Origin of the sequence: Paramylibacter ulvae, from assembly GCF_014652655.1 — a bacterium.
Taxonomy (GTDB): Bacteria; Pseudomonadota; Alphaproteobacteria; order Rhodobacterales; family Rhodobacteraceae; genus Amylibacter; species Amylibacter ulvae.
Map to the genome: position 1 here is coordinate 213137 of NZ_BMZF01000004.1, position 13791 is coordinate 226927.

The window sequence follows — 13791 nt, forward strand, 5'->3', positions numbered from 1 at the left end:
CATGCTTCCTACATTTTGCGTAACGCAAAACCAGAAGGAAACAATGGTATGAGAAATATTTTAACAACAGCCGCAGCAATCAGCGTGATTATTGCAGGTGTCGCCGTGGCGAAACCATCATTGTGGAGTTATGACAAAATCTCCCAAGGATTGTTCGATATGGCCGTGGCAAATGAGATTGGCAAACGCTGTTCATCCATTTCAACGCGCAAGATCAAGGGCTTGTCTTTTGCCCAATCATTATTTTCATACGCAAAAACCAAAGGATATTCATATTCCGAGGTGAAAGCATTCATCGAAGATGATAAAGAAAAGGCAAAATTGCGGGCGCGTGTCGTTCCGTATCTGAAATCGCAGGGTGTGAACATCAACGCACCAGAAACATTTTGCCCATTGGGGCAACGTGAAATCAAAAAGAACAGCCAAGTTGGCGTTCTGTTAAAGGGCTAATAGGGTAATGACAAACCTACGCAAAGTAATCATCGACGATAACGAAGTCGAAGTGGACGGCGCAATGACTGTGCTGCAAGCCTGCGAAGTGGCGGGCATCGAAGTACCGCGCTTTTGCTATCACGAGCGTCTGACGATTGCTGGTAACTGTCGTATGTGTTTGGTGGAAATCGTAGGTGGCCCACCAAAACCCGCCGCATCCTGTGCGATGCAGGTGCGCGATTTGCGCCCCGGCCCAGAAGGCCAACCGCCCGTGGTGAAAACCACATCGGCAATGGTGAAAAAGGCACGTGAAGGCGTGATGGAATTTTTGTTGATCAACCACCCGCTCGATTGCCCGATTTGCGATCAGGGTGGTGAATGTGATTTGCAAGATCAGGCCATGGCATATGGCGTTGATTTTTCACGTTTCCGCGAACCAAAACGCGCCACCCAAGATTTGGATCTGGGGCCATTGGTTGGCACACAGATGACGCGTTGTATTTCATGCACGCGTTGTGTGCGTTTCACAACAGAGGTCGCTGGCATCACACAGATGGGCCAAACGGGGCGCGGTGAAGATGCGGAAATCACATCGTATTTGAACCAAACCTTGGACAGCGAGTTACAAGGCAACATCATTGATCTTTGCCCTGTTGGTGCGCTGACATCGAAACCATATTCATTCACGGCGCGTCCGTGGGAATTGAAAAAGACAGAAACGATTGATGTGATGGATGCGCTTGGGTCCAACATTCGTGTGGATACCAAAGGTCGCGAAGTGATGCGCATTATGCCGCGCAACCATGATGGTGTGAACGAGGAATGGCTATCGGATAAATCCCGTTTCATCTGGGATGGTCTGCGCCGTCAACGTCTGGATCGCCCATATGTTCGCAAGGGTGGTAAATTGAAACCTGCAACATGGGACGAAGCATTCAAAGCAATCGCCAAGGCCGTAAAAGGCAAATCAGTTACTGCAATCGCGGGCGATGTTGCCCCTGTTGAGGCGATGTTTGCACTAAAAGAATTGGTCACCGGTTTGGGTGGCAATGTGGAATGTCGCGTTGATGATGCGAAATTACCAGCAGGCAATCGCGCCGCATATGTTGGCACCGCAACCATCGCTGATATTGATGATGCGGAAATGATCCAATTGATCGGCACCAACCCACGCGCGGAAGCACCTGTGTTGAATGCGCGTATCCGCAAGGCATGGATCAACGGCGCAACCGTTGGTTTGGTTGGCGATGCGATTGATTTGACATATGATTACGCCCATGTCGGCACAGATCGCGCCGCGTTGGAAGGCTTGGTTGCCAAGAAAATCAGCGCCGCGACAAAGAAGAAAAAATCCATTGTGATTGTCGGCCAAGGCGCATTGCAAGGCGCGGATGGTGACGCGGTATTGGCCGCGGTACAACAATTGGCCAGCAATACAGACAGCAAATTGTTGATCTTGCACACAGCCGCGGCACGTGTGGGTGGCATGGATATTGATTTTGTCACCAAAGGCGGAATTAAAACCGCGTTGAAAAGCCCAGATGTGGTTTTCAACCTTGGCGCGGATGAGGTTGAAATCGCCGACAACCCATTTGTGATCTACCAAGGGTCACATGGTGATCGTGGTGCGCATCGTGCCGATGTTATCCTGCCAGCGGCGGCATACACAGAAGAGAGCGGTATTTTTGTAAACACCGAGGGGCGTGCGCAAATGACAGCGCGCGCAGGCTTTGCACCTGGTGATGCACGCGAAAACTGGGCAATTTTACGCGCCTTGTCCGCCGAATTGGGCGCGACATTGCCATATAACAGTCTAGCACAGCTTCGCGCGGCACTTTTTGCGCAATATCCGCATCTGGGTGCGATTGATATGGTGCCAGAAAACGAAGGCGCGGCATTGAAACCCAAGAAATTGGGCAAAGGTGCATTTAAATATGCGATTTCGGAACATTACCTCACAAACCCGATTGCACGTGCATCCGAAGTTATGGCAGAGCTTGCGCGAAATGCAGCAGAACGCAAATCAGCAGCACTTGCAGCGGAATAGGAATTGATCATGGGCTTTTTCGAAACAAATCTTGGAATTTTCGTGACCATCCTTGCACAGTGTCTGGCTGTGATTGGGTTCTTGTTGGTGTGTGCGATGTTCCTTGTGTATGGCGATCGTAAAATCTGGGGTGCAGTTCAGATGCGCCGCGGTCCAAACGTTGTTGGCCCTTGGGGTCTGTTTCAGTTGATCGCAGATTTTGTGAAATATATCGTCAAAGAGGTGGTGATACCTGCGGGTGCGGATAAAACCGTGTTTTTGCTGGCACCGATGATTGCATTTGTGCTGCCTGTGGTGATCTGGGCGGTTATTCCGTTTAACGAAACATGGATTGTTTCGGATCTAAACATTGCAATCCTTTATATTTTCGCGATTGGTTCGCTGGAAGTTTACGGCGTGATTATGGGTGGTTGGGCGTCCAACTCGAAATACCCATTTCTGGGCAGCTTGCGTTCCGCCGCACAGATGATTTCATACGAGGTTTCCATTGGTTTCATCATCGTGGGCATCATCATTTCAACGGGTTCGTTGTCATTGGTTGATATCGTAAAAGCCCAAGATGGCAATTACGGCGCGCTCAGCTGGTATTGGTTGCCACACTTCCCAATGGTATTCCTGTTCTTTATCTCGGCATTGGCCGAAACCAACCGCCCACCGTTTGATTTGCCAGAGGCGGAATCAGAATTGGTGGCGGGGTATCAGGTTGAATATTCATCAACACCATTCTTGTTATTCATGATCGGTGAATATCTGGCGATTTGGTTGATGTGTGCGCTGACATCGTTGTTCTTCTTTGGTGGTTGGTTGTCACCAATCCCGGGATTGCCAGACGGCCCATTGTGGTTGATCGGTAAAATGGCGTTCTTCTTTTTCATGTTCGCAATGGTCAAGGCGATTACACCGCGTTACCGCTATGACCAATTGATGCGCTTGGGTTGGAAAGTATTCTTGCCAATGTCATTGGCTTGGGTCGTGATCGTGGCATTCTTTGCACAATTCGGTGCCTTTGGCGGTGCCTATGCACGCTGGGTTGTTGGGGGTTAATTATGTTGCGTCGATTAACAACATCATTGTCGTTTGCGATTGGCCTTATGGTCTCGCCGATGGCGGCTGACGTTGGGGATGAAACAATATCGCTTCATGCGATGGCAGAGGATTGTGTGGTGGCCAAGCGTGATGTTTGCGTGGTGATGGCATCAACACAGGTTCTGACATCCATGGATATGATGGAACATCTGTATAAAAACGACGCTGCAAAGTTGGCACGATTTGCTGAATTGTTCGAAGTGTCTTCGTTCAAAACATTGCAAACTGGCCGCCCTGCGTTTCGTAAATTTCTAGCGGAGAATGCGATTTGGACGCTGGATTTTTATAACGAGCGTTTCCGCGCTGGTTTCGAAGATGACTATTCTTATGAAAAGGTGCGCCATAACTATGCGGCGTTCCAATTGTTGCGTGCACAGGCATGTGACGAACTGAATAACGCGCCATGCGCTGAATCCGCTTTGTGGAGTTTGAACAACACACAAAAGGGCGGACATTGGGATGATGTTGTGACACATTTCCAAATGAAAGAAGAGCTGGCGATACAACTTCCTGCAAAAATGCTTGCAGAATATAAAGGACGGATTTGATGGCGTTTGATTATGCGCGCTCGGCGAAATACTTTTTGCTAGCGGATTTCATTGTCGGTTTTAAATTGGGAATGAAATACTTTTTTCGCCCCAAGGCGACGCTGAACTATCCCCATGAAAAAGGGCCGTTAAGCCCGCGTTTTCGTGGTGAACACGCATTGCGCCGTTATCCCAACGGCGAAGAGCGTTGTATCGCATGTAAACTCTGCGAGGCAATTTGCCCCGCACAGGCCATCACCATTGATGCGGAACCGCGCGATGATGGATCACGGCGTACAACACGTTATGACATCGACATGACAAAATGCATTTACTGTGGCTTCTGCCAAGAAGCATGCCCAGTGGATGCCATCGTCGAGGGGCCAAATTTCGAATTTTCCACAGAAACCCGCGAAGAGCTGTTCTACGACAAGGATAAATTGTTATCCAATGGCGAACGTTGGGAAGCGGAAATCGCACGTAACATCGAATTAGACGCACCGTACCGGTAAGCGATACAGATAGGGGAAACATCTTATGGGCATTACACTTCTTGCCTTTTACTTATTTGCGATTGTTGCGGTCTGTTCGGGGCTGTTCGTCGTATTGGCACGCAACCCAGTGCATTCGGTGCTGTGGTTGATTTTGGCATTCTTTAGCGCGGTTGGCATGTTCATCCTGATCGGTGCGGAATTTGTCGCGATGATTTTGGCGATTGTTTACGTCGGCGCTGTCGCGGTTTTGTTCTTGTTCGTGGTGATGATGCTGGATGTCGATTTTGTGGAACTTAAGGGCGGTATGGCCAAATACCTGCCGTTTGGTTTGGCCATTGGCGCGGTGTTGTTGATCGAATTGGGATTGGTATTTGGCCATTGGAACGTGGCCGATAACGCAGAGGCGCTTCGTCAATCGGTAACACCGGATTTGGCAGAAAAACATAACACGATTGCACTGGGGTCAGTGATTTACACTGATTATATCTATCTATTCCAAGCATCTGGTTTGATCCTGTTGGTGGCGATGATCGGTGCGATTGTTTTGACATTGCGTCATCGCACGGATGTGAAACGCCAAAATATTCAAACACAGATGCATCGTGATCCAGCGAAAACTATGGAAATCAAAAACGTAAAACCGGGGCAGGGACTATGATACCAGTTGAACATTATCTTACCGTCGCCGCGATCTTGTTTGTGACCGGCATTTTCGGAATTTTTGTAAACCGCAAAAACGTGATCGTCATTTTGATGTCGATCGAATTGATGTTGCTTGCGGTGAATATCAACCTGGTTGCCTTTTCCGCCCATCATGGGGATTTGACGGGGCAGGTTTTCACACTGTTTGTGCTGACAGTTGCGGCGGCAGAGGCCGCGATTGGTCTGGCGATTTTGGTTTGCTTCTTCCGTAATCGTGGCACGATTGCTGTTGAAGATGTCAACGTAATGAAAGGTTAAGGGGCAATGGAACAAATACTTCTTTTTGCTCCGCTTGTTGGTGCGCTTATCTGTGGTTTCGGCCATCGGATGATCGGCGAAAAAGCGGCGATGATGGTGGCAACGGGTTTGTTGTTTCTGTCCGCAATCCTGTCTTGGGTCGCGTTTTTAACATTCCATGGCAATGACCATGTGATCCCGTTGATGCGCTGGGTTGAAAGCGGTGGATTGTCCACCGATTGGGCCATCCGCGTTGACCGTTTGACCGTGATTATGTTGATCGTGATTACAACCGTATCATCATTGGTGCACTTGTATTCATGGGGCTATATGGCCGACGATCCCCAGTGGAAAGAAGGCGAAAGGTATAAGCCGCGCTTCTTTGCTTATCTGTCGTTCTTTACTTGGGCGATGTTGATGCTGGTGACGGCTGATAACCTGTTGCAACTGTTTTTCGGTTGGGAAGGTGTGGGCGTTGCATCATATCTGTTGATCGGTTTTTATTACCGCAAACCAACGGCGAATGCAGCGGCGATCAAAGCGTTTGTTGTGAACCGTGTGGGTGACTTTGGTTTTTCATTGGGTATTTTTGGTCTGTATTTCCTGACCAAGAGCATCAATTTTTCCGAAATTCTTGATCCCCATACGGCCGAGGCAATTTCACAGCAAACTATTCGGTTCCTAAGCTGGGATATCAACGCTCTCGAAGTGATCACAATGTTGCTGTTCATCGGTGCGATGGGTAAATCAGCACAGTTGTTCTTGCACACATGGTTGCCAGACGCGATGGAAGGGCCGACACCTGTGTCCGCCTTGATCCACGCGGCGACGATGGTAACGGCGGGTGTTTTCATGGTGTGTCGTTTGTCACCACTAATGGAATACGCCACATTCACCCCGAATTTTATTATCGTGATCGGTGCAACGACGGCGTTTTTCGCCGCAACCGTTGGCTTGGTGCAAAACGATATTAAACGCGTGATTGCATATTCCACCTGTTCACAGCTTGGCTATATGTTTGTGGCGGCGGGTATCGGTGCCTATCCAGTGGCGATGTTCCATTTGTTCACTCACGCGTTTTTCAAGGCAATGTTGTTCTTGGGCGCGGGGTCTGTGATCCATGCGATGCACCACGAACAGGATATGCGCAATTACGGTAACCTGCGCAAAAAGATCCCTTATACATTTGCGGCGATGATGATCGGCACATTGGCGATTACGGGTGTTGGTATCCCGCTGACACATATCGGTTTCGCGGGTTTCTTGTCCAAGGATGCGATCATTGAATCGACGTTCGCTGCGGGTGCGGGTCCTGCGCAATATGCATTTATCATGTTGGTGATTGCCGCGGCCATGACCAGCTTTTATTCATGGCGCCTGATCTTTCTGACTTTTTATGGCACAGAGCGTGGTGACAAGCATACACATGAACATGCGCATGAAAGCCCGATGGTGATGTTGATCCCATTGGCGGTTTTGGCGCTGGGTGCGATTTTTGCAGGCATGTTGTGGTATGAAGATTTCTTTGGCCACCACGTTGAAGAATTCTTTGGTCATTCGGTTTACGCAAACCACGACACCAACCACGTGATCCATGATGCGCATAGCGTGCCAAACTGGGTCAAGGTTTCACCGTTTGTTGCGATGTTGTCTGGCTTCATCTTGGCATGGATCATGTATATCAAAAAACCAACGGCACCTGCGAAATTGGCAGAGCAACACAGCGGGTTGTATGCGTTTTTGCAAAACAAATGGTATTTCGACGAATTGTACGATTTGATTTTTGTAAACCCAGCCAAGGCTCTTGGTCGGTTCTTGTGGAAAAAGGGCGATGGCAAGGTGATTGATGGTGGCATCAACGGCTTGGCCATGGGGATTATTCCATTCCTGACCAAATGGGCAGGGCGGGCGCAATCTGGTTACTTGTTCCATTATGCATTTGCGATGTTCCTCGGGCTCGCGGCGATTATCACTTACTTTGCGATTACTGGGGGGGCTCACTAATGGCCTTGACTGACAGTCTTTTGTCCCTTGTGATATTCCTGCCTTTGGTGGCAGCGTTTATCCTGATGTTTGTTCTGCGTGGCGAAGATGCTGCGGCACAGCATAATGCCAAGGTGTTGGCGCTGGTGGCAACGATTGCCAACTTTGTGGCGTCGATCTTTATCCTGACCAGTTTTGACAAAAACAACACAGGGTTCCAATTGGTGGAAACCCACGAATGGCTTGCAGGTTTGCAATACAAGGTTGGTGTTGATGGGATTTCGGTCCTGTTCGTGATGTTGACCACATTCTTGATGCCCATCGTGATTGGCGCATGTTGGAAGGTTGAACACCGCGTCAAAGAATACATGATCGCTTTCTTGGTTTTGGAATCCCTGATGATCGCGGTTTTCTGTGCGCTTGATATGATCCTGTTCTATGTGGTTTTCGAAGCAGGCCTGATCCCGATGTTCTTGATCATTGGTATTTGGGGCGGCAAAGAACGCATTTACGCTTCGTTCAAATTTTTTCTCTACACATTGCTTGGCTCCGTTTTGATGCTGGTTGCGATGCTGTATATGTGGTGGGATGCGGGTACGACCGATATTCCAACATTGTTGAACACACATACATTTGACAGCGCGGATTTCACCATCCTTGGGATTACCATTGTTGGTGGTATTCAAACATTGCTGTTCTTGGCATTCCTTGCATCATTCGCGGTGAAAATGCCGATGTGGCCCGTGCATACATGGTTGCCCGACGCACACGTTCAGGCGCCAACAGCGGGTTCTGTTGTTTTGGCGGCGGTTCTGTTGAAAATGGGTGGTTATGGGTTCTTGCGGTTTAGCTTGCCTATGTTCCCTGAGGCATCTGCAATTCTGGCCGATTTCGTGATGACCCTGTCTGTGATCGCAATCATTTACACATCGCTTGTGGCGATGATGCAAGAAGACATGAAAAAGCTGATTGCCTATTCATCCGTCGCTCACATGGGGTTCGTTACCATGGGTATTTTTGCGATGAACCAACAGGGTATTGATGGTGCGATTTTCCAAATGATCAGCCACGGCTTTATCTCTGGTGCGTTGTTCTTGGCTGTTGGTGTGATCTATGATCGGATGCACACACGCGATATCGACGCATATGGTGGTTTGGTTGTGCGTATGCCCGTTTACGCGCTGGTATTCATGTTGTTCACCATGGCCAATGTTGGTTTGCCAGGCACATCTGGGTTTGTGGGTGAATTCCTGACACTGGTTGGTGCATTCCAAGCAAACACATGGGTTGCATTTGGTGCAACCACGGGTGTGATCCTGTCGGCGGCCTATGCGCTTTGGCTGTATCGTCGTGTGGTGTTTGGTGATTTGATCAAGGAAAGTCTGAAATCAATCGCCGATATGGATACGCGCGAAAAGCTGATGATGGCACCATTGATCGTGATGACCATTCTGTTGGGTGTTTATCCTGCATTGGTTCTGGATCTGATTGGCCCAGCGGTAAGCAATTTGTTAGACAATGTCGCGACAGCACAGGGCGTGGTTGAAACCGTCGCACCTGTTGTGTCGCATTAATTAAGGGTGACTGACATGATCGGCACAGATATCAAAATCGTTTTGCCAGAAATCATTCTGGCAGGCTATTCCATGTTTATCCTCATGGTCGCCGTATATGGCGGCAAGGATCGTCTGGCGGGCACCATTTTTTGGCTGACTGCGTTGGTAATGGCGGGCTTGGGGCTGTGGATTGCTGCTGACGTTGATGTATCGCGTAGCGCATTTCGTGGCGCATTCATCGATGATGGGTTTTCGCGTTTTGCCAAGGTTGTGATGTTATTTGCATCTGCCATTATGTTGTTGCTGTCACAGGAATATCTGCGCCGTAACAATCTGTTGAAATTTGAATTTCCTGTCCTGATCGCATTGGCCAATGTTGGTATGATGATGATGGTATCGTCGGGTGATTTGATGGCGCTTTATATGGGGTTGGAATTGCAATCGCTGTCTCTTTACGTGATTGCGGCATTTCGCCGTGATAGCCTGCGTTCAACCGAGGCGGGTTTGAAATATTTTGTGCTTGGCGCGTTGTCATCTGGTTTGCTGTTGTACGGTGCATCACTGGTTTACGGTTATGCGGGAACCACACAGTTTGCGGGCATCGCATCTACCATTCACGACGGCGAACTTGGGCTTGGCATGTTGTTTGGCCTTGTGTTCATGTGCGTCGGCATGGGGTTCAAAATCTCTGCCGCACCGTTTCACATGTGGACGCCCGATGTTTACGAGGGCTCGCCAACACCCGTGACCGCGTTTTTCGCAACCGCACCAAAGGTTGCCGCCGCATGTCTGTTTGCACGCGTCGTACATGATGCATTTGGTGGCGCGGTATCTGATTGGAAACAGATCGTTGCATTCCTATCTGTTGTGTCGATGTTCTTGGGCGCGATTGCGGCAATTGGACAGACCAACATCAAACGTCTGATGGCTTATTCATCGATCTCTCATATGGGGTTTGCGCTGATGGGTTTGGCTGCGGGTACAGAGCTGGGCGTGCAATCATTGCTGATTTACATGGTGATCTATGTGGTGATGAATGTGGGTGTGTTTGCGTTTATCCTGAACATGGAAAAAGACGGCAATCCGGTGACGGATATTTCCGCGCTTGGTCTTTATTCTCGCCAAGAACCATTGCGCGCAGCAGCACTTGCCGCATTGATGTTCTCACTTGCGGGTATCCCACCACTAGTTGGTTTTTTTGGTAAATTTTATGTTCTGAAAGCGGCGGTGCAGGCCGATCTGGCTTGGCTGGCCATTGCGGGTGTGATTGCATCAGTGATCGGTGCGTTTTATTACCTGCGCATCATTTATCTGATGTATTTTGGCGAAGAGGCGGATGCCTTGAACGGTAAAATGCCAACATTGCACTACGTGGCCTTGATGGCATCTGCGTTTGTGATGATCGCGGGTATTGTGAACCTATTCGGGATCGAAGGTTTGGCCGCCAACGCCGCCGCGAGCTTGTTGCGCTAAAATGAATGGCTGGCCCACCGGCGTGGGCCGCCGCGTATTTGATACCATCGACAGCACCAATATTTATGCACGCGCGATCGTTAATGATGGCGCGTCGCCCGTTTGGATCATGGCCCATGAACAAACGGATGGCGTTGGGCGTCGCGGGCGTGCGTGGTCAACGCAGCGGGGCAATTTTGCTGCGACGTATCTGGCAGATATCAAGGATGATTTGAACACGGTTGCATTGCGCAGCTTTGTCGCCGCACTTGCATTATACGATGCGCTGATTGATGTGGGTGTGTCGGCGGATCGATTATCATTAAAATGGCCAAATGATGTATTGCTAGATGGTGGCAAGGTTGCGGGCATTCTGTTGGAAACGGCGGGTGTCGGGCCCAGCCATATTTGCATCGGTATCGGTGTAAACCTTGCCCATGCGCCCGAGCCTGACAAAATGGAAACCACCGCGACACCTGCAAAATCGTTGCTTGGCGATGTTGGCCTGAACATCAGCGCAGAACGTTTCTTGGATGCGCTGGCACCCGCATATGATGCCCGTGAAACGCAATTCCGTGCAAATGGTTTTGACAGCACCCGTAGTGATTGGTTGGCACATGCCGCACGCTTGGGGGAAACCATTGTTGCGCGCACGCCAAAAGGTGATACCGTTGGCACGTTCGAGACGCTAGACCAAACAGGCGCGGTTATATTACAAACCGCCAAAGGGCGCTGTGCAATTCACGCCGCCGAAATCTTTTTCACCTAAAGGATACCAAATGTTATTGGCCATCGATATTGGGAATACAAATTCGGTTTTTGCCATTCACGATGGTAAAGAATTCATCGCATCTTGGCGCTGTGAAACCGTGGCGAAACGCACGGCGGATGAATATTATGTATTCCTCAAACAGTTGATGGACTTAAACGGGATCAAGGCAACGCTTGATCGTGTGATTGTCAGTTCTACCGTGCCACGCGCAGTGTTTAATATTCGTGTCCTATCAGACCGCTATTTCGATTGTCGCCCGATTGTGGTTGGTAAACCTGAAACCGAATTGGGCATTGATGTGCGCGTCGATGCGGGCACGACCGTGGGGCCAGATCGATTGGTTAATACCGTTGCGGCGCATGATTTATACGGCGGCGATTTGGTTGTCGTGGATTTTGGCACGGCCACCACGTTTGACGTGGTTGACCAAGATGGCGCATATATCGGTGGTGTGATTGCACCCGGCGTGAACCTGTCGATGGAGGCATTGCACGCCGCTGCCGCAGCATTGCCACATATCGACGTTACAATGCCAGACAAGGTGATTGGGACAAATACAGTGGAATGTATGCAATCGGGCGTGTTTTGGGGTTACGTCGGGTTGGTTGAAGGGATATGTAAACAAATCCGCGCCGAACACCCACGCAAGATGAAAATCATCGGCACAGGCGGCTTGGCCTCGTTGTTTGAACGTGGCACAGACATATTTGATAACTTAGAAACAGATTTGACCCTGCATGGGTTAAAGTTGATCGCAGAACGAAACGACACATAATATGACTTCGAAAAATAAATTGGTGTTCCTGCCACTGGGTGGTGCGGGCGAAATTGGCATGAACATGTATCTGTACGGCTATGGCCCTGCGGGTAAGGAACGCTTTATTCTGGTGGATGTGGGTGTGACATTCCCCGATATGGATGGCACGCCTGGTGTTGATCTGATCATGGCGGACCCTGCGTATATCGAACAACGTGCGGATCGTTTGGATGGTATTTTCATCACCCACGCGCACGAAGACCATATCGGTGCGATTGGCCTGTTATATCCCCGCCTGAAAGCACCGATCTATTGTCGCAAATTCACAGGTGCGGTTGCACGCGCCAAAATGGAAGAACGCGGCCAAGACCCAAATTTGGTTGAGGTTGTCGGTCCATATCCAGAACAGGTGACATGTGGCGAAATGAAGATCGGTTTCTTGCCCGTATCCCATTCCATACCGGAGGCATCTGGTTTGGTGATCGATACGCCAGCAGGGCGCATCGTTCACACGGGGGATTTGAAACTGGACGAAAGCCCAATGGTTGGCGAACCCTTTAACGCAGCGCTGTTCGCAGAGCTTGGCAAACAGGGCGTGCACGCGTTGGTCTGTGACAGTACGAATGTCTTTAGCACCCAGCCAGGGCGTTCAGAGGCGACATTACCCGAACCACTTGGCAAAATGATCAAAGGTGCCAGCGGCATGGTTGTCGCCACCACATTTGCATCCAACATCGCGCGTCTGCGCACATTGGCGCAAGCGGGTGTTGATGCAGGGCGTTCTGTCTGCGTGTTGGGGCGTTCAATGCAACGCATGTTGGGATATGCCCAATCAACGGGTGTGTTGGATAATTTTCCACCCACCATTCCACTGGAAGACATCCAAGACGTGCCACGCGATCATTTGATGTTACTCGTGACAGGGAGCCAAGGCGAACGTCGCGCGGCATCTGGCCAATTGGCTAACGGTAAATATCTGGGCATCACGTTGAAAGAGGATGATACATTCCTGTTTTCATCCAAAACCATCCCGGGCAATGAAAAATCCGTTGGGCGTATTATCAACAGCTTTGCGATGCAAGGGGTGAATGTAATTGATGATAGTGCTGGGATTTATCACGTATCGGGCCATGCCAATCGCCCCGATTTGGAACGTATTCATGACCTGTTGAAACCCAATATGTTGATCCCGATGCATGGTGAATTCCGCCATCTGCGTGAACATGCTGATTTGGCCGAATCCAAGGGCATCAATGCAGCGGTTGCGGCCAATGGCACGATGCTGGATATCACTGGCAAAGCCCCGGCAACATATGATCACATCGAAACTGGGCGCGTTTATCTGGACGGTACACGTTTGATCGGTGCGATGCACGGAGTGGTGTTGGAACGTATCCGCATGGCAACGCGCGGCATGGTTTCCGTATCACTGGTGATCGAAGAAAAAGAATTGCTTGGCGTTTGGGCCGAACCAACGGGTTTACCAGAAACCAACCCGATCGAGGATGATCTGGCCGAACAAATCGAAGCGATGGTTGAACAAGCGTTGATGGCCGCCAATGCAAAATCATTGGGCGATGATAACAAGGTCGAAGAGTTGACCGAACGTGCTGTGCGCAAAGTGTGCAAAGACGAAACAGGTAAAAAACCAGTGGTCAAGGTTTTGATCAACCGTTTAGAAGCCGCATAAAATAAGGGCGCTTGGTTTGGTACCAAGCGCCCTAAATTTTTCAAAATTTGCGTTGA

13 protein-coding genes are annotated in these 13791 nt (G+C 49.7%); all 13 read left to right on the top strand.

The window, feature by feature from the left end; all coding sequences use genetic code 11:
* Positions 1-48: 48 nt before the first annotated feature.
* From IE094_RS09625 to IE094_RS09685, 13 genes are read left to right on the top strand one after another with little or no spacing between them, the layout of a single operon-like run.
* On the top strand, positions 49-450 hold the full coding sequence (locus tag IE094_RS09625; RefSeq protein ID WP_189640481.1) for a DUF5333 domain-containing protein: 402 nt from the start codon (positions 49-51) through the stop codon (positions 448-450).
* Positions 451-457: 7 nt separating this feature from the next.
* On the top strand, positions 458-2479 hold the full coding sequence (nuoG, locus tag IE094_RS09630) for an NADH-quinone oxidoreductase subunit NuoG (RefSeq protein WP_189640482.1): 2022 nt from the start codon (positions 458-460) through the stop codon (positions 2477-2479).
* A gap of 6 nt (positions 2480-2485) precedes the next feature.
* A complete protein-coding gene (gene nuoH, locus IE094_RS09635; RefSeq protein ID WP_189640573.1) occupies positions 2486-3523 on the top strand; it encodes an NADH-quinone oxidoreductase subunit NuoH in 1038 nt (345 codons plus the stop codon).
* Positions 3524-3525: 2 nt separating this feature from the next.
* The gene (locus IE094_RS09640; protein ID WP_189640483.1) at positions 3526-4113 is read left to right on the top strand and encodes a hypothetical protein; all 588 of its coding nucleotides are present in this window, start codon (positions 3526-3528) and stop codon (positions 4111-4113) included.
* Positions 4113-4604 carry an NADH-quinone oxidoreductase subunit NuoI gene (gene nuoI / locus IE094_RS09645; protein WP_373295869.1) on the top strand — a complete coding sequence of 164 codons (492 nt, stop codon included), beginning with the start codon at positions 4113-4115 and terminating at the stop codon, positions 4602-4604. The genes IE094_RS09640 and nuoI overlap by 1 nt, the downstream gene beginning before the upstream one ends.
* Positions 4605-4629: 25 nt before the next feature.
* Complete coding sequence (locus IE094_RS09650; RefSeq protein WP_189640484.1) at positions 4630-5244, top strand: NADH-quinone oxidoreductase subunit J; 615 nt, start codon at positions 4630-4632, stop codon at positions 5242-5244.
* Positions 5241-5546: an NADH-quinone oxidoreductase subunit NuoK gene (gene nuoK, locus IE094_RS09655; protein WP_189640485.1), complete on the top strand. Its 306-nt coding sequence runs from the start codon at positions 5241-5243 to the stop codon at positions 5544-5546. Before IE094_RS09650 ends, nuoK begins: the two co-directional genes overlap by 4 nt.
* A 6-nt stretch (positions 5547-5552) precedes the next feature.
* Complete coding sequence (gene nuoL / locus IE094_RS09660) at positions 5553-7529, top strand: NADH-quinone oxidoreductase subunit L (RefSeq protein ID WP_189640486.1); 1977 nt, start codon at positions 5553-5555, stop codon at positions 7527-7529.
* Positions 7529-9082 (top strand): NADH-quinone oxidoreductase subunit M, encoded by a 1554-nt coding sequence (locus tag IE094_RS09665; protein ID WP_189640487.1) that lies wholly within the window; start codon positions 7529-7531, stop codon positions 9080-9082. The genes nuoL and IE094_RS09665 overlap by 1 nt, the downstream gene beginning before the upstream one ends.
* A 15-nt stretch (positions 9083-9097) precedes the next feature.
* Positions 9098-10537, top strand: a complete 1440-nt coding sequence (nuoN, locus tag IE094_RS09670; protein WP_189640488.1) for an NADH-quinone oxidoreductase subunit NuoN — start codon at positions 9098-9100, stop codon at positions 10535-10537.
* A gap of 1 nt (position 10538) precedes the next feature.
* Positions 10539-11285 (top strand): biotin--[acetyl-CoA-carboxylase] ligase, encoded by a 747-nt coding sequence (locus IE094_RS09675; protein WP_189640489.1) that lies wholly within the window; start codon positions 10539-10541, stop codon positions 11283-11285.
* 10 nt (positions 11286-11295) lie between these two features.
* Positions 11296-12063: a type III pantothenate kinase gene (locus IE094_RS09680; RefSeq protein ID WP_189640490.1), complete on the top strand. Its 768-nt coding sequence runs from the start codon at positions 11296-11298 to the stop codon at positions 12061-12063.
* A 1-nt stretch (position 12064) separates the two neighbouring features.
* Positions 12065-13735, top strand: coding sequence for a ribonuclease J (locus tag IE094_RS09685; protein ID WP_189640491.1), 1671 nt, complete (start codon positions 12065-12067; stop codon positions 13733-13735).
* The last annotated feature ends 56 nt before the right edge of the window (positions 13736-13791 follow it).

Excerpts from the sequence above, each read along its gene's own strand:
- IE094_RS09625 (WP_189640481.1), top strand. The coding sequence starts at position 49 with ATGAGAAATATTTTAACAACAGCCGCAGCAATCAGCGTGATTATTGCA.
- nuoG (WP_189640482.1), top strand. The coding sequence starts at position 458 with ATGACAAACCTACGCAAAGTAATCATCGACGATAACGAAGTCGAAGTG.
- IE094_RS09640 (WP_189640483.1), top strand. The coding sequence starts at position 3,526 with ATGTTGCGTCGATTAACAACATCATTGTCGTTTGCGATTGGCCTTATG.
- nuoI (WP_373295869.1), top strand. The coding sequence starts at position 4,113 with ATGGCGTTTGATTATGCGCGCTCGGCGAAATACTTTTTGCTAGCGGAT.
- IE094_RS09650 (WP_189640484.1), top strand. The coding sequence starts at position 4,630 with ATGGGCATTACACTTCTTGCCTTTTACTTATTTGCGATTGTTGCGGTC.
- nuoK (WP_189640485.1), top strand. The coding sequence starts at position 5,241 with ATGATACCAGTTGAACATTATCTTACCGTCGCCGCGATCTTGTTTGTG.
- nuoL (WP_189640486.1), top strand. The coding sequence starts at position 5,553 with ATGGAACAAATACTTCTTTTTGCTCCGCTTGTTGGTGCGCTTATCTGT.
- IE094_RS09665 (WP_189640487.1), top strand. The coding sequence starts at position 7,529 with ATGGCCTTGACTGACAGTCTTTTGTCCCTTGTGATATTCCTGCCTTTG.
- nuoN (WP_189640488.1), top strand. The coding sequence starts at position 9,098 with ATGATCGGCACAGATATCAAAATCGTTTTGCCAGAAATCATTCTGGCA.
- IE094_RS09675 (WP_189640489.1), top strand. The coding sequence starts at position 10,539 with ATGAATGGCTGGCCCACCGGCGTGGGCCGCCGCGTATTTGATACCATC.
- IE094_RS09680 (WP_189640490.1), top strand. The coding sequence starts at position 11,296 with ATGTTATTGGCCATCGATATTGGGAATACAAATTCGGTTTTTGCCATT.
- IE094_RS09685 (WP_189640491.1), top strand. The coding sequence starts at position 12,065 with ATGACTTCGAAAAATAAATTGGTGTTCCTGCCACTGGGTGGTGCGGGC.